This is a genomic window from Phyllobacterium sp. CL33Tsu, assembly GCF_900113985.1.
Taxonomy (GTDB): Bacteria; Pseudomonadota; Alphaproteobacteria; order Rhizobiales; family Rhizobiaceae; genus Phyllobacterium; species Phyllobacterium pellucidum.
This window is the reverse complement of sequence record NZ_FORJ01000001.1, coordinates 736,918-753,141: the sequence shown is the minus strand read 5'-3', so window position 1 is coordinate 753,141 and position 16,224 is coordinate 736,918. Positions and strand designations below refer to the sequence as shown.

The window sequence follows — 16,224 nt, the reverse complement described above, 5'->3', positions numbered from 1 at the left end:
GGGAGCAGGTGGTGCCGCTTGCGTGACTCGAACACGCGACCCCATCATTACGAATGATGTGCTCTACCGACTGAGCTAAAGCGGCAGGGAAGATGCTTCCCGATCCCTGAATTCGGCAGAGACGGTCATGCCGAAGGATGACGCGCCTGATACCCGCATTGCGCGCCGAATGCAAGCCTTGAGATCGCTGCTTTTTTGGGGCGTTCGAAGAACCGGCGCGCGATTCCGCCATGCGATGCGTGCAACAAGGCGCACATTAGAATTTTTCTATTTGCCGATAGACAAGTGCGTAGGAGCGATTAATCTCTTCTTCGCGCAGACAGGCCTCGGGAGAAGGCCGGTCTGCTGCCAAGTCAACGGTCTGGGAGGAACCTATGGCGAAGGTTGAACTGGTCGTGAACGGGCGCGCTGTCAAAGGCGAAGCCGAAGACCGAACGCTGCTCGTGCATTTCCTGCGTGAAAATCTTGGATTGACCGGCACCCATGTCGGCTGTGACACGTCGCAATGCGGTACCTGCATCGTCCATGTCGATGGCAGGGCGGTCAAATCCTGCACGATGCTGGCAGCGCAGGCGTCGGGCTCTACGGTCACCACCATCGAAGGGCTCGGCCTCAATGGCGAGTTGCATCCGTTGCAGGCCGCCTTCCGCGAGCATCATGCGCTGCAATGCGGCTTCTGTACGCCGGGCATGCTCATGAGTTCGGCGGACCTGATCCGGCGGCATCCAGACGGCCTCGACGAAGCCACTGTGCGTCTCGAACTTGAAGGCAATATCTGCCGCTGCACCGGCTATCATAACATCGTCAAGGCCGTGCTCGACGCATCGGAAAAAATGGGGAAGGGCGCCGAAAAGGCTGCCTGATCAGCGGATTCAAGTGTAGCAGCGGCATCGCCCCGGAGCGCTATTATCTCTCCAGCCAGGCCGCCTGCGACAGGGAGAACTAACCATGGGCGTTGAAGGTATCGGAGCACGGGTTCTTCGCAAGGAGGACAAGAGGTTTATCACCGGCAAGGGCAAATACACCGACGACATGGTCGTCCCCGGCATGAAGCATGCGACGTTCGTGCGCAGCCCGCACGCCCACGCCAGAATCACCGGCATCGATGTCGATGCGGCGAAGGCGATGTCCGGCGTCGTCGCGGTGCTGACGGGCAGCGAACTCAAGGCCGACGGCATAGGCAACCTCATCTGTGGGTGGATGATTCACTCCAAGGACGGCACGCCGATGAAAATGGGCGCCTGGTCGCCGCTCGCAACCGACAAGGTGCGTTATGTTGGCGACGCAGTCGCTATTGTCATCGCCGATACCAAAGGTGAGGCGCGCGATGCTGCCGAGGCAGTCGAAGTGAGCTATGAGGAATTGCCTGTCGTCGTCAACGCGCTCGACGCGATGCAGCAGGGCGCGCCGGAGATTCATGCGGAAGCGCCTGACAATCTGATTTTCGACTGGGATCTTGGCGACGAAGCAGCAACGAATGCGGCCTTCGCCAAGGCGGCACACGTCACCAGCATGGACATCGTCAATAATCGCCTTGTGCCAAATGCGATGGAGCCGAGGGCAACGCTCGGCGTCTACGATTCCGGTGAGGATCACTACACCTGCTGGACGACCTCGCAAAATCCGCACGTTGCCCGCCTGGTGATGAGTGCATTTTATAATGTCGCGCCAGAAAACAAGCTGCGTGTGATTGCGCCGGATGTCGGTGGTGGTTTCGGTTCGAAGATTTACATTTATCCCGAAGAAATCACCTGCCTGTGGGCATCGAAGAAAGCCGGCGTTCCCGTCAAATGGGTGGCTGACCGCACCGAGAGCTTTCTCACCGATGCGCATGGGCGCGATCACGTCACCCACGCGGAAATCGCCTTCGACAGCGACCACAGGATTCTTGGCCTCAAGGTTGCGACGATCGCCAATCTCGGCGCCTATATGTCGCTGTTTTCGAGCTGCGTCCCGACTTATCTCTATGCAACCCTGCTCTCCGGGCAATACGCCATTCCGGCAATCCACGCCAATGTGAAGACCGTCTATACGAATACTGCGCCCGTCGACGCCTATCGCGGCGCGGGGCGGCCGGAGGCGACCTATGTGCTTGAGCGCATCATGGAGACAGCGGCCCGCGAACTTAAAATTTCCCCCGCCGAACTGCGGCGCAAGAACTTCGTGAAATCATTCCCGCACCAGACGCCGGTGATCATGTGCTACGACGCCGGCGATTTCGATGCGACGCTCGACGCGGCCATGAATGCCGCCGATTATGCCGGATTTGAGAATCGCCGGCAGGAGGCAGCAAAACGCGGCAAGCTGCGCGGCATCGGCATGAGCTGCTATATCGAGGCTTGCGGCCTAGCGCCCTCTTCCGCTGTCGGCTCGCTGGGTGCGGGCGTCGGGCTCTGGGAGAGCGCGGAGGTGAGGGTCAATGCTGTCGGCACGATCGAAATATTGACCGGATCGCATTCGCACGGGCAGGGCCACGAAACCACCTTCGCCCAGCTAGCGGCGGAACGGTTCGGCGTGCCCATCGATAGTGTTTCCATCGTCCACGGCGATACGGACAAGGTGCAGATGGGCATGGGCACCTATGGTTCGCGCTCGGGTGCCGTCGGCATGTCGGCGATCGCCAAGGCGCTCGACAAGGTCGAAGCCAAGGCCAAGAAGATTGCCGCCCATTTGCTTGAAGCTGACGAAGCCGACATCGAAATCAAGAACGGCGATGTGCGCGTTGCTGGCACGGACAAGAGCGTGCCGTGGTTCCAGGTGGCGCTTGCCGCCTATACGGCGCACAACCTTCCATCCGGCATGGAGCCGGGCTTGAAGGAAGGCGCATTCTACGATCCGTCGAATTTCACCTTCCCGGGCGGTTGCCATATCTGCGAGGTCGAGATCGACCCCGAGACCGGCACGACCGAAATCGTCCAGTTCGTGGCTGCCGACGATTTCGGCAACATCATCAATCCGATGATCGTCGAGGGGCAGGTGCATGGCGGTCTTGCGCAAGGTATAGGCCAGGCATTGCTCGAAGCCACGCACTACGATGCCAGCGGCCAGCTTCTGACGGCAAGCTACATGGACTATACGATGCCCCGCGCCGTCGACCTGCCATCCTTCACCGTCACGAACACCGTGACCGCCTGTCCTTCCAACCCGCTCGGGGTCAAGGGCTGCGGGGAAGCAGGCGCCATAGGCTCGCCCCCGGCCGTCATCAACGCTGTCACCGATGCCATCAGCAACAATAATCTGGCCATGCCTGCAACCCCGCAAAATGTCTGGGCCGCACTGCAGGCGGCGAAATAAAGGAGGCACGCCATGTATGAGACACAATATCATCGCGCCACCTCCGTCGAAGGCGCTGCCCGGCAGATGGGCGAGGCCGAGGATGGCAAGTATCTTGCCGGCGGCATGACGCTCATCCCGACGATGAAACAACGCCTGGCCTCACCGAGCGATCTTGTAGATTTGCGTCGCATCGAAGCGTTGAAGGGCGTGAAGATCACAGGCCGCACCGTCCGTATCGGGGCGGTCACAAGCCATTATGACGTATCGACGAACGTGGAACTGGCAAAAATCTGTCCGGCGATCACCAGCCTTGCCGGCCATATCGGCGATCCGCAGGTTCGCAATATGGGGACGATCGGCGGGTCGATCGCCAATAATGACCCGGCTGCCGACTATCCCTCGGCGCTTCTCGCGCTGGATGCGACGATCGTGACGAACCGCCGTTCGATAGCCGCCGCGGACTATTTTACCGGCCTCTTCGAAACAGCGCTGGAACCCGAGGAAATTATAACGGCAGTCGAGTTCACGGCGCCGGACCGGGCCGCCTACAAGAAGTTCCCCAACCCAGCGTCGCTCTACGCGATGGCCGGCGTCTTCGTCGCCAAATCCGGCGATACGGTCAGGGTCGCGGTGACGGGCGCCGGCGAGAACGGTGTGTTCCGCCTCGAAGATGCCGAGACGGCGCTTGCGGCGGATTTTCACGCATCGGCGCTGGATAATTTGACAGTCGATCCGAACGGATTGCTGTCCGACTTGCACGCCTCGGCGGAATACCGTGCCAATCTTGTGAAGGTGATGGCGAAGCGCGCCGTTGCCGAAATCGCCAGCCGGCCGATGTAGCCTGCTTGACTTCAACCAATTGGGGTCGTTGCGGCGGTTGCCATATTCACCCGGCGCAGAGTTTCGCCTTCGCCGCGTGGTATTCCCGCTCCAGCCGCGTGACAAGTTCGCCGGCAGGAACGATCTCCTTGACGGCGGCGATGCCCTGGCCGCAGCCCCAGATGTCCTTCCAGGCCTTGGCACCTGTCGTTGCCGCTTCGAAATCCATCTTCGACGGATCGGCTTCCGGCAGATGCTCGGGGTCCATTCCGGCCTTCGCGATCGAGGGCTTGAGATAGTTGCCATGGATGCCGGTAAAGTAGTTGGAATAGACGATGTCCGTCGAGGTCGAATCGACGATCATCTGCTTGTAGCCGTCGATGGCCCGCGCTTCGTCCGTGGCGATGAATGGCGAGCCGATATAGGCGAGATCCGCGCCCATGGCCTGTGCGGCGAGGATTGCGCCGCCATTGGCGATCGCGCCCGAGAGCAGCAGCGGACCGTCGAACCATTCGCGGATTTCCTGGACAAGGGCGAATGGCGACAGCGGGCCGGCATGCCCGCCGGCGCCTGCCGCAACGGCGATAAGCCCGTCAGCGCCCTTGCGGATTGCGGAATTGGCGTGGCGGTTGTTGATGATGTCGTGGAGGACAATGCCGCCATAGGAGTGGATCGCGTCGTTTACCTCGGGGACTGCTCCCAAGGAGGAGATGACGATCGGAACCTTGTATTTGACGCACATGCCGAGGTCATGTTCGAGGCGCTTGTTGGAGCGATGGACGATCTGGTTGACAGCGAACGGCGCGGCGGGGCGGTCCGGGTTCTTTTCGTCGTGATTGCGCAATTCTTCGGTTATCTCTGCGAGCCAATCGTCAAGCTGCGCCTCGGGTCGCGCATTGAGCGCCGGAAATGAGCCGACGATGCCGGCCTTGCATTGCGCGAGAACCAGTGGCGGATGCGAAACTATGAACAGCGGCGCACCAACGACCGAAATGCGCAATTTCGACTTAAGTACATCCGGCAAAGCCATCGACCACTCCCAGAAAATTTTGACGTTTGCGTAAACGTAACTCTTTTACCAGACCTGCAATATTCGGCAAGCGAAACCAGAACCATGTGATCGAGCCGCGCCGCCGCAGGCAGCGATCTTAATGAATAAGCGTCTGTTCTTGTCGCAAGGCACCTCAACCCCTTTATGGGGTGTATCTGGGGCTCTGCGGCCTGTACCCTCCAGGCAGCGGCGAAGTGCCATCATTGCGCCGTCAAAGTCTTGAATAAGCAGTCGAATGCGCTATGGCTAGCCATTCATTACGAAATGATTTGAAGGAAGCGGCTGTTGGAAGCGATCGAACAAGCGATCCGGAACGCATTGGCGAAAGCCGACGCGAGGAACCCTGCCATTCGTCAGAAAATCTACGAATCAGCATGGGGTGCGCATGAGCGCTCGCTCGCGGCAAATGGCGCGCTCGAAGAAAGCCAGCGCGACGACCGTCGCGAAATGCTGAAGGCGGCCATTACGCGGATCGAGGACGAAGTGCAGGCAACCGGCGCGATTACCCCGCCGGCGGCGCCCGAGCCCGTTGCGGAGCCGCGCGAACCGATGTTCGTCGCAAATCCCGCGCGCCAACACGGGGCCGATGAGCGGATCGAGCCATCGATCGACATGGACCCGCCAGAAGTGGAAGGGCCTGTTTCTGGGTCCGATGAGCCGAGCCCCGACAATTATCGACCGGGCAAGACACGCCGGAAAGTGCGTCGGGACGCCGAGCGGCGCAAGGCGAGCGGCTTTTCCAAGGCGCTGATCCTTTTGGCCCTCCTGGCTGTGGCCATCGGCCTTTTCTGGGTCGTCGCTTCCGGCATTATCAAACCGGTTCCGAACATGGGGGCATCGAACACCACGAGCGCGCCGGCCTCCAGCAACAGCCAGGAGCCGATGAAGGAAGGCCAAATGTCGGCGACGGGCAACTGGATCGAGGTGTTCAACCCCGCTGACATGTCGCAGGTTGCCCTCGAAGGCCGCGCGACGGCGACGATCGCCGGCGACCAACTGGAGAAATTCGTGCGCATTCAGTCGCCGGAGGATGCCGATACGATCAGCTTCAAGGTCGGACAGGGCGTACTCGACCAACTCGCCGGCAAGACCGCCGTGTTCGATATCATCGCCAAGACTGACGACGGCAAGAGCTCGCAGATTGCGGTGAGTTGCGATTTCGGCAGTCTCGGCGATTGCGGGCGCAAGCGCTTTGATGTCTCGGATGCGAGCAAGGAATATCTGGTGCAGGTGCAGTTCCCGCAGGGCAATGCGCCTGCCGAAGGCGGCGTAATCAAGGTCAATTCGGATGTCACGCAGTCAGGGAAATCCGTCAATATCATCGCCATTCGCGCCCAGGTCGCCAATTGAGCAAGCTGGCGCGGGCGTTTCTTTCGTCCGGCGATCTGATCGCGGATCGTCGTGCTTCCTACGCGGACATGCTGTTCGATGGTGGCGAGCATGCAGCCGCCGCCGACCTGATGCGGCAGGCGCTTGAGATTGTCCCCGAATGGGCGGCGGGATTGTTCCGCCTCGGCGAAATGGAAGAAGCTGCCGGAAATGGCGATGCTGCGGCCATCGTCTGGAAAAGGCTGGTCGAACTTGACGTCGAAGACCGTTTCGGGGCTGGCCTCAAGCTGGCCGCTTCCGGCCGGGGCGACATCCCGGTTACGCCGCCTACCGCCTATGTCGAAACACTTTTTGACGCCTATGCGCCAACCTTCGAGAGCGCACTCCTCGAAAAGCTCGAATACAGGGTGCCGGGGCTTCTGGCAGCGGCGGTGGAAGACGCCGCGCCCGGCAGACGCTTCGCCTCGGTGCTCGACCTCGGCTGTGGCACTGGTTTGATGGGCCCTTTGCTGCGTGCCAGGTGCCAACATCTCGTCGGTATCGATCTATCCGAGGTCATGCTGCAGCGTGCGGCGGAAAAAAACGTCTACGACAGGCTCGCCAAGGGCGACGTCAACGAACTCGATGTTCCAGCAAATGAAGCTGATCTCATCATCGCCGCTGATGTCTTCGTCTATGTCGGAGCGCTCGACCGCGCCTTCGCGAAGATTGCCTCTGCTCTTGCGGCTGATGGGCTGTTTGCCTTCTCGGTCGAGACGCATGACGGCGATGACGGGTTGGTGCTGCAGCAATCGCTGCGCTACACGCACTCCGAAGCTTACGTGCGCCGGCTTGTGGCGGTCCATTCGATGACGCCGGTGAGCATTGACCGCCAGACGATCCGCATGGATCGCGGCAAGCCCCTTAGCGGGCTCATTGTCGTTGCGAAACACCTTTGATCAATCTTTGCGGAAGACAAGGCGTCCGGCCCAGCCGGTGACGACAGCAAGAAACACCGCAAAGAGTCCATAGAGCAGGCTGTGCTGGTTGGCGGCCCGGAAGATGCGGAATTCCAGTCCGGCCTTGACGATGTTGAGACTGGTCGAGCTTTCACGCAGGAACTCGCCGTTGCGGAAGAGGTAGGCGCGCGCCACGTGCTTGCCAACGGGCACATTGGCCGGGAGCGACAGCGTCGCGCGAAACAGCGTCGAGGATAGAAACTGCACATCCCCCACACGCTGGTTGTAGAGCAGCTGTTTCTGTTTGAGTCGCGGCAATTCCTTGGTGAACTCCCGCAACGATGCGCTCGAATCGAAACCCTCCGGCATCGGTTCGTAATAGATGTTGTTTACGCCAAGGCTTAGCTGGGCGAAGATCTTCGGCGTCGTGATGTCCTGCAGGCTGCGCGTCGATGCCAGTGAATAGGATGCGGGAATGTTCTGGAACGAAACGGATTCCGTATTTACCCAGATGCCGAAATACCTGTCCTTGCGCCGGACGACAAAGTTCCGGGGAGGACCCTCAAGAATGACGACCACATCGTAGCGGCCCTGCCGCTGGATGAGCGGATCCGCATTGTCGAGCGCGCCGAAGACGGTAAGGTCAGTGCCCCGAAATCCCGACGTGATCGAGATCGTGTCGGTGGAGAGTCCGATCTCGATCGTTTCCTTGCTGGCCGGGACCGGTTGTTGCGCTTGGGCCGCCCGGCCGGCAACCAGGCACAGCATCATGAGCGGGATCATGGCAAGGCGCATTATGAGCCTCCCGAGACCAGGGCGAGCGTTACCGAATAGATGTCGTCCGGCGTAACGAAGAGTTCGATGGCGAGGCGAAGACCGACTGCCAGCACCAGCGTCGCAAGCAGTGCTCGCAGCTGTTCGCCCCTGAGCTTCTGGCCTATGCGAGTGCCATATTGTGCGCCAACGACACCACCGCTCATCAGCAGCATCGCGAGAACGATATCCACCGACTGGTTGGTCGTCGCCTGCATTACGGTGGTGAACGCCGTGACGAAAACGATCTGATAGAGCGAGGTCCCGATGACGACGTTGGTCGGCACCTTAAGGAGGTAGATCATGGCGGGAACCATGATGAATCCGCCGCCAACGCCCATGATCGAGGAAAGAAAGCCAATGGCGCCGCCAAGCACGAGCACAGGAATGATGCTGACATAGATCTTGGAGGCGCGAAAACGCATCTTGAACGGCAGCTTGTGCACCCAGTTGTGCTGGCCGGGCCGCTTCAACGTCGCAAGCTGGCCAGCGCGGGTGCGGCGCATCGCCTTGATGCTTTCATAGAGCATCAGCCCGCCGATCGTGCTCAGGAACACGACATAGAGCAGCGAGACAATGAGATCGAGCTGACCGAGCTGGCGCAGGAGTACGAAGACATAGATGCCTATCGCCGAGCCGACGATACCGCCGACAACGAGTAGCGACCCGAGTTTCACGTCGAGCGAGCCGCGTTTGAAATGGGTAAGCGCGCCGCTGAAGGACGAGGCTATGACCTGGTTGGCGCCGGTGGCCACCGCGACGGCGGGGGGAATATTGTAGAAGATAAGCAGCGGCGTGATCAGGAACCCGCCACCAACGCCGAACATGCCCGACAGAAAGCCGACCGCCGCGCCCATGAAGAAAAGCACGAAGATGTTGACCGAAATCTCGGCTATTGGCAGGTAGACGCCCAATTCAAACCCCGGAACCATTGCGGTGCTACGCCTGCGGCGTGACAGCACAATGACAGTAATTCTTTAAGGTTTCTTGCCCACTTGCGGGCTTCACGTCAAACTTTGACTTAACGGCGCGCATTGGGCCGGTTCAAATGCGAAGATGCGTGTCGCTTCGTTAAAACGAAGCGCATTTCCGGTTGACTTGCAGGCCGCTTGAAACGTGCCCCCTCCCGGTCGAACCGGGAGGGGAAACGCAGTTCAGATCTGCTTGTTTTTCTGCAGAAGGTTCCTGACGAAATCCTTGTCGATATTGCCCGTCGGCTTCAAGCCGTTGTCCTTCTGGAAGGCCATGATCGCATCGCGTGTCTTCGTGCCGATCTTGCCATCCGAGCCGCCTGCATCATAGCCGTTCTTGTTGAGGATCAGCTGAACATTGCGGATGGCCTTCTCCATGTCGAGCGCTCCTGAGGTCACCGAGCCGGTAACAGCTGGGGAATCGCGCCATTCCGCCGGAACATTGGTGGCATTCGCGTCGGGATTGAGAGGCTTGGCGTTCCAGAGCTCGACGGCAGCCCGGGCTCGCTCGAGCTGCTCGGGTTTCATGACTTTCGCTACATCCTCACGCTTCTGTGCGGCGTCGACATCTCCGGCCTTGGCTGCGAGCGCGAACCATTTGTAGCTTTCCTCAAGGTTCTGGGGCACGCCCATGCCTTTGGCGGAAAGGATGGCAAGGTTGAACTGGCTGTCCTTGACGCCGAGTTCCGCCGCCTGGGCAAACCAGCGCGCGGCTGCCTCGTTGTCAGGGACGCCATCGGCGCCGCCCGCAAAGAGCACCGCCAGATTGTGCATGGCGCTGGCATTGCCCTTTCCGGCCGCCAATTCGTAGTAGGACTTCGCCTTGGCAAGATCGCGCGTGACCCCAAGGCCCTTTTCGTAGAAGTTGCCAAGCCGGTATTCGGCCGGCGCAAAGCCACGCTCCGCAGCGCGGTCAAACCACTCGATGGCCTTGGCGTAGTCGCTTTCGACGCCTCGACCTTCCATGTAGCGGTTGCCAATCTCGAACAGTGCACGGCTGTCGCCCTTGGTCGCAGCGTCGCGCAGCGGCTCAGATCCCGCCTCGACCGGGATGAACGGCAGCACGGCGGAGGACGCACCGGTTGCCGGCACGGTCGCGGGCACCGGATCGATCATGCGCTCGGAATTGATGACGCCGGCTACCGGGTCCTGGGCGGGCGCAGGCTGCGACACTGCCGACGCATTGTTTTCGGCAGGTGATTCGGGCGCAGCGTTGGTCTGAGGCTCCGCCTGTGGCTGCTCCTGCGTGATCGCGGGCTCTTCCGGGGTAGCTGGCTCCGGTGCCTTGGAGGCGAGGTCCGTTCCCGGATGATCGACAAAGGCATTTTTCAGCTGCAGACCGGCAATCGCGATCATGATCGCACCAATCGCGAGCAGGATGGGCTTGCGCTGACGCGAGAAGATTCCGCTCTTGGCCGTGCCGTCGGTCGCGCCGTCACCGAATGCGATGCCGCGCTTCTGATTTTCGGCCTCCGTAGCTGCTGCCTGCGCAGCGCGGCGGGCCGCCGTAATGAAATCCGCCTTGCCGCCGGCGATGTCAGTCGCAGCCGACATGTCGCGCCGTTCGTCACGGACGCGTTTGAGGATGGAATTGAGGTCGGGCATGCCAGACCCGGGCTCGAGCGGGCGGTTGAGAATGTCGGCGTCGATCTCTGTCGCCGGCTCTTCCTTGATGTCGTCCGATAGGTCGGGTGAAGGTTCCTGTGCCGCTGCCTCGCGCTTGCCGCGTACCTTGAGGCTGCGTGTAAGGCTGCCGAACAGTGATTTACGCTCCCGCGGCGTTTCCGTTGCAATTTCCGCGTCGACGATTTCGTCAGACGCAGGCTGTTCTTCTCGGGCGGATACAAGCGGCGCATCGAAGGCAGGCGCACTTTCTGCGACACGCTCCTTGGTGAACGTTGCTGTTTCGGCCAGCGGCGCGTCCGGAGCGACGACCGCCGTGCTTTCTGCAGGTCCGAAATTCTTGTAGATCGGAACGGCGCCGCTTTCGAGCGAAGCCAGGCGATCAACGATCTTGAGCAGCGTATCGTGAATGGCCTCGAAGGTGCGGCCGTTGCGCTCGTCGGACCGTCGCGCCAGCTTCTCCAGCGTCTTCAGGTCGTCGGCGAGCTCGCGCGCGATCGAATTGTCATGATCGCTGCCGAAGTTCGCTGTATTGCGGATTGCCTCGGCCGCCGCATTGCGTGCTGCCTCGACGACCAGATCGCGATTGCCGGCGATGGCGACTTCGATGGCTTCGAGGCGCGGCGAAATCTTCGCGATTTCAGCATCGCGATCGTTGGATTGGGCGAGACGTTCGGCAAGACCGGCGATCTGCAGTTCGAGACTGCGTATGGCGTCCTTGGTGCCGTCTGCTTGCGGCAGGTTCTCGGCAAAGTAGCGGGCCATGTCATCGAAGCGTGCTTCGAGATTGTCGGTCAGTCGGATATCATTGTGCTCGACGAGCGTATGATGCTGGTCGAGGCGGCGGGTGAGTTCTTCGAAGCGCTGATCCATCTTCTCGATGAAGGCCGGGTCAACCGCCGCCGGCTGGGGCGCGGCATCGAGCTTGCTTATGATCTGCAGTACGCGGCCCTCCAGGTCGCGGAAGTCCGAAATGCTGATCGCGGCGGGCGCACTCTGCAAATGCCGCGCCACGGCCGAAAGCTGTTCGGCCAGAATGTCGAGATTCTGCGTCGTCGTTCCATGCTGCTTGTTGAGTTGCTCGATATGATGCGCGAGTTCACCCATCCGCTTGAGAATAACGTCCGAGGTTCTGTCGTGCGTGGCTGACTCGATTGTCGAGGCAAGCGACGAAATACGTGCCTCGACGCGTTCGAAGGCATCGGCCTCGGCATATTGCAATGCAGCCGGCCGCGCGGTGGCGACGATGGCGCGGCTGATCTCGTCGAGGCGCTCGTCCATCTGTTGCATGAACTGCGTCGGGATCCCGGAGCCGTGGCGACGCGACATCTGTTCGACAGCCCCGGTGAGAAGATTGAGCTTTTCCTCGACGTTATGCAGCGGCAGCACGTGCGACGGCGCATCGACAGTGCGATGCATTTCATTGAGGCGGCGTTCCAGCGAACCCAGCGCAGCCTCGGCCTCATTCGCATAATAAGTGCTGCGGCCATAGGGCGCGCGCTCATGCGTGGTCGAATGGCGCAGCCGGTTCATGGTCTCGCCATGAAGCTCTCCGCGCGAAGTGGTCTCGATATCGTCGCGCATCTCGTCGCGCAATTGCTTCAATTGGGCGGCGATGGCGGACAGGTCGTGCTTCTCTTCCGATGGTAGGCTCGCGGAAGAGGTTGCAGGTTGTGCTACCTGCGCGATGTGTTCGGGCAGGGCCGATTGTCCTGCGCGGGAGGCGAGGGCGGCGAAACGGTCGGCGATGTCGGGCGTTTCCTCGCCGACCTCCGGCTGCATTGAGCCGCGCAACTGCGCTTCAAGGGTTTCTAATGTGCGGTTGAGGCTGTCGAGCGACGTCGCATCGCGGCGTGCGCGGTTCACATTGACCTGTTCCATTAATGACCTTTGGTTTGTCATGGATGTCTGCTGCCCGAGTTGACGCGCCGGCCTGGCGCTTCCAGATTCGACTGGGCGGAAAAAGTGGCCTTGGTCTGCCGAAAAGCGAATGCGCCGCAAGACGATCATTCGGGCCAATTCGGAAAGCCGGGACCTTTGCCCCACACAGTCCGACAAGCCGTGAAAAACCAACCACACATAGACACGGATCACCGACACGTTGACATTGGCGAAACGTGGTAAACAACTCGTTAAGATAAGGCGCTAAAAGGTTAAAAATCTGCTCTGCTGCTGCTGTCGTGGTTGCGGCCTTGTTTGCAACTGGGAATTGTTCGGGGTGCGACCAAGCCTTGGCGCTGCCTGTGAACTTCGACAAACTTTGACGTTTACGGAAACGTCAAAGTTTGCTAGACAAAGATAAATACGGCGGTGTCGCGTGTGGGCGCCGCATCTGCTCGTTTATGTTTTGGAGGAAACCTGATGCCGAGTTACCGCGCGCCCGTTGAAGATACGTTGTTTGTCCTGAACGATGTCCTGGGATTTGAACGCTACAACAACCTCCCGGGTTTTGCCGATGCGTCGCCGGATATCGTGGAAGCCATCCTAGGCGAAGGCGCTAAACTCGCTGAGAACACGCTGTTTCCGGTGAACCAGATCGGCGATCATGAGGGCTGCGTGCGCCACGACGATGGTTCGGTCACGACGCCCAAAGGCTTCAAGCAGGCCTTCGATGCCTATCGCGAAGGTGGCTGGGTTGGGCTTGCCGTTCCGCAGGAATTCGGCGGCCAGGGCCTTCCCTATACGTTGCATGTCGCCGCCGGCGAATACATGGCATCCGCCAACATGGCGCTGGTCATGTATCCCGGCCTAACCCAGGGCGCGATTGCTGCCATCGTCACGCATGGCACCGAGGAGCAGAAGCAGGCCTACCTTCCCAAGATGACCGACGGCATCTGGACCGGCACGATGAATCTCACCGAACCGCATTGCGGAACGGACCTCGGGCTTTTGCGCAGCAAGGCGGTACCGAACGGCGACGGCTCGTACAAGATTTCCGGCCAGAAGATCTTCATCTCGGCCGGCGAACACGACATGGCCGAGAATATCATTCACCTCGTTCTCGCCCGCATCGAAGGAGCGCCGGAGGGCGTGAAGGGCATTTCGCTGTTCATCGTGCCGAAGTTCATTCCCGATGCGAACGGCAATCCGGGCGAGCGCAACGGCGTTTCCTGTGGCTCCATCGAAGAAAAGATGGGCATTCACGGCAATTCGACCTGCGTCATGAATTATGATGAGGCGACCGGCTACCTCCTTGGCGGGGAGAACAAGGGCCTGCGCGCCATGTTCACCATGATGAACGAAGCACGGCTCGGCGTTGCGCTCCAGGGTCTGTCGATCGGTGAAGTCGCCTACCAGAATGCCGCCATCTATGCCCGCGACCGTATTCAGGGCCGCGCGCTGACCGGCCCCAAGGAACCGGACAAGAAGGCTGACCCGATCATCGTCCACCCCGACATCCGCCGTATCCTCCTGACGATCAAGTCGTTCAACGAAGCGGGCCGCGCCTTCATCCTCTGGTCAGCGCTGAAATCCGACGTCGCGCATCGCTCCGGCGATGAGGCCGAGCGCCAGCTTGCCGATGACATGCTCGGCCTGATGACTCCGGTTCTCAAGGGTGTTCTTACCGACAAGGGCTTTGAACATGCCTGCATGGCACAGCAGGTGTTCGGTGGCCACGGCTACATCGAAGAACACGGCATGAGCCAGTATGTGCGCGACGCGCGCATCGCCATGATTTACGAGGGCGCGAACGGCATTCAGGCAATGGATCTGGTCGGACGCAAGCTCGGCCTCAATGGCGGCCGCGCCGTCATGGCCTTCTTCAAGGAAGTCGGCGACTTCTGCGAGGAAAATCGCAGCGACGATAATCTCGCCTTCTTCACCAAGCACCTGAAGAAGGGCTTGAACGACCTGCAGGCCGCCTCCATGTGGCTGATGCAGAATGGCATGGCCAATCCGGACAATGCCGGCGCGGCATCGACCGATTACATGCACCTCTTCGGTCTTGTCAGCCTCGGCTATATGTGGGCCCGCATGGCCAAGGCGTCGCATGCGAAGCTCGCGGAAGGCACCGAGAACAAGGCCTTCTTCGAGACGAAGCTCGCCACCGGCAAATTCTTCATGGAGCGGGTGATGCCGGAGACATCGGCGCATCTCGCCCGCATCCAGACCGGAGCGGATACGATGATGGCGCTGCCCGCCGAAGCATTCTAAGCTGCCGGCGAACGCTTTTCCGAGCCGCGCCTCACGCGGCTCCTGTAACCGAAATCGGGAGGTTAGTGATGGGTCTGCGACCGGAAGAAGTATTGGGTGTTCCGAAGCCTACGTGGAAGACCGATGATGTCGTGATGCTGGAGGATATGGCCACCAGGTTCCTTGAGGCCGAGGTGGTGCCCCATTACGACCGCTTCGAAAAGCAGGAGATTTTCGACCGGTCCATCTGGGAACTCGCCGGGCAGAATGGCTTGCTTTGTGCTTCGATGCCGGAAGAATATGGCGGCGCCGGCGGCACCTACGCCCATGAAACCGCAATCCTCGAAGCGATCAGTCACGTCGGGACCGACGGTTTTGGCATTGCACTCCACAATTCCATCGTCGCGCCCTATATCCTCCACTATGGCTCGGAAGAGCAGAAGCGGAAATGGCTGCCGAAAATGGCGACCGGTGAGCTTATCGGTGCCATCGCAATGACGGAACCGGGAGCAGGCTCCGATCTCCAGGGCGTCAAGACCAGCGCCAAGAAGGACGGAAACCACTACGTCATCAATGGATCGAAAACGTTCATCACCAATGGCCAGCTCGCCAATCTGATCATCGTGGTCACCAAGACCGATCCGTCGCAGGGCGCCAAGGGCACGTCGCTCATCGTCGTTGAAACCGATGGCCAGGAAGGCTTCGAGCGGGGCCGCAATCTCGACAAGGTCGGTCTCAAGTCCAACGACACTTCGGAGCTGTTTTTCAACGATGTGCGTGTGCCGACCTCCAACCTTCTCGGAACCGAGGAAGGGCAGGGCTTCGTCCAGTTGATGCAGCAATTGCCGCAGGAGCGCCTGCAGATCGGCGGTTCGGCTATTGCCATGGCCGAACGCGCCATCGCGTTGACGATCGATTATGTGAAGGAGCGCAAGGCGTTCGGCAAGTCGGTCATGGAATTTCAGAACACGCAGTTCAAGCTCGCCGAACTCAAGACCGAGGCGACCATCGGCCGGGTTTTCTACAATCATTGCGTTGAGCGGCATGTGAACGGCGGTCTCGACCCCTTTACCGCATCCATGGCGAAATACTGGCTGAGCGATCTGCAGAACAAGGTCGTCGACGAATGCCTGCAACTGCATGGCGGCTATGGGTACATGAACGAGTTCCCGATCGCCCGCATGTTCCGCGACGCGCGCGTCCAGCGGATTTATGGCGGCACCAACGAAATCATGAAGCTTTTGATCGCCCGCAGCCTATGAGCCGCGGG

At 60.3% G+C, this 16,224-nt stretch carries 11 protein-coding genes and 1 tRNA gene; 7 read left to right on the top strand and 5 right to left on the bottom strand.

All coding sequences use genetic code 11. The features are described from left to right. Positions 1–9: 9 nt before the first annotated feature. Positions 10–85 (bottom strand) — tRNA-Thr (locus BM074_RS03760). Between the two features lie 289 nt (positions 86–374). Between BM074_RS03760 and BM074_RS03755 the strand changes: the two genes are divergently transcribed. From BM074_RS03755 to BM074_RS03745, 3 genes are all read left to right on the top strand, one after another. Then, entirely contained in the window at positions 375–863 is a 489-nt protein-coding gene (locus BM074_RS03755) for a (2Fe-2S)-binding protein (RefSeq protein ID WP_091919843.1), read from the top strand. Positions 864–948: 85 nt separating this feature from the next. Continuing rightward, a complete protein-coding gene (locus BM074_RS03750) occupies positions 949–3,294 on the top strand; it encodes a xanthine dehydrogenase family protein molybdopterin-binding subunit (RefSeq protein WP_091919842.1) in 2,346 nt (781 codons plus the stop codon). A 12-nt stretch (positions 3,295–3,306) separates the two neighbouring features. Next, positions 3,307–4,116: an FAD binding domain-containing protein gene (locus BM074_RS03745; protein WP_091919840.1), complete on the top strand. Its 810-nt coding sequence runs from the start codon at positions 3,307–3,309 to the stop codon at positions 4,114–4,116. A 46-nt stretch (positions 4,117–4,162) separates the two neighbouring features. On the opposite strand, the gene BM074_RS03740 is transcribed toward BM074_RS03745, so the two are convergent. Beyond that, on the bottom strand, positions 4,163–5,125 hold the full coding sequence (locus BM074_RS03740; protein ID WP_091919838.1) for an NAD(P)H-dependent flavin oxidoreductase: 963 nt from the start codon (positions 5,123–5,125) through the stop codon (positions 4,163–4,165). Between the two features lie 306 nt (positions 5,126–5,431). Between BM074_RS03740 and BM074_RS03735 the strand changes: the two genes are divergently transcribed. Together BM074_RS03735 and BM074_RS03730 are read left to right on the top strand one after the other, a co-directional pair. Further along, positions 5,432–6,496 (top strand): hypothetical protein, encoded by a 1,065-nt coding sequence (locus BM074_RS03735; RefSeq protein WP_027230362.1) that lies wholly within the window; start codon positions 5,432–5,434, stop codon positions 6,494–6,496. Continuing rightward, a complete protein-coding gene (locus tag BM074_RS03730; protein ID WP_348271650.1) occupies positions 6,493–7,413 on the top strand; it encodes a class I SAM-dependent DNA methyltransferase in 921 nt (306 codons plus the stop codon). Before BM074_RS03735 ends, BM074_RS03730 begins: the two co-directional genes overlap by 4 nt. Here the strand turns inward: BM074_RS03730 and BM074_RS03725 are convergent, their stop codons facing one another. From BM074_RS03725 to BM074_RS03715, 3 genes are all read right to left on the bottom strand, one after another. Continuing rightward, on the bottom strand, positions 7,414–8,208 hold the full coding sequence (locus BM074_RS03725; RefSeq protein WP_027230360.1) for a TIGR02186 family protein: 795 nt from the start codon (positions 8,206–8,208) through the stop codon (positions 7,414–7,416). Continuing rightward, positions 8,208–9,158 (bottom strand): sulfite exporter TauE/SafE family protein, encoded by a 951-nt coding sequence (locus tag BM074_RS03720; RefSeq protein WP_174207786.1) that lies wholly within the window; start codon positions 9,156–9,158, stop codon positions 8,208–8,210. Before BM074_RS03720 ends, BM074_RS03725 begins: the two co-directional genes overlap by 1 nt. Before the next feature lie 222 nt (positions 9,159–9,380). Beyond that, a complete protein-coding gene (locus BM074_RS03715; protein WP_175498881.1) occupies positions 9,381–12,722 on the bottom strand; it encodes an SEL1-like repeat protein in 3,342 nt (1,113 codons plus the stop codon). Positions 12,723–13,181: 459 nt separating this feature from the next. Here BM074_RS03715 and BM074_RS03710 point away from each other — a divergent pair, with 459 nt between their 5' ends. Then, entirely contained in the window at positions 13,182–14,975 is a 1,794-nt protein-coding gene (locus BM074_RS03710; protein ID WP_091919834.1) for an acyl-CoA dehydrogenase C-terminal domain-containing protein, read from the top strand. A gap of 68 nt (positions 14,976–15,043) precedes the next feature. Beyond that, positions 15,044–16,216, top strand: coding sequence for an acyl-CoA dehydrogenase family protein (locus BM074_RS03705; protein ID WP_027230356.1), 1,173 nt, complete (start codon positions 15,044–15,046; stop codon positions 16,214–16,216). Positions 16,217–16,224: the final 8 nt, after the last annotated feature.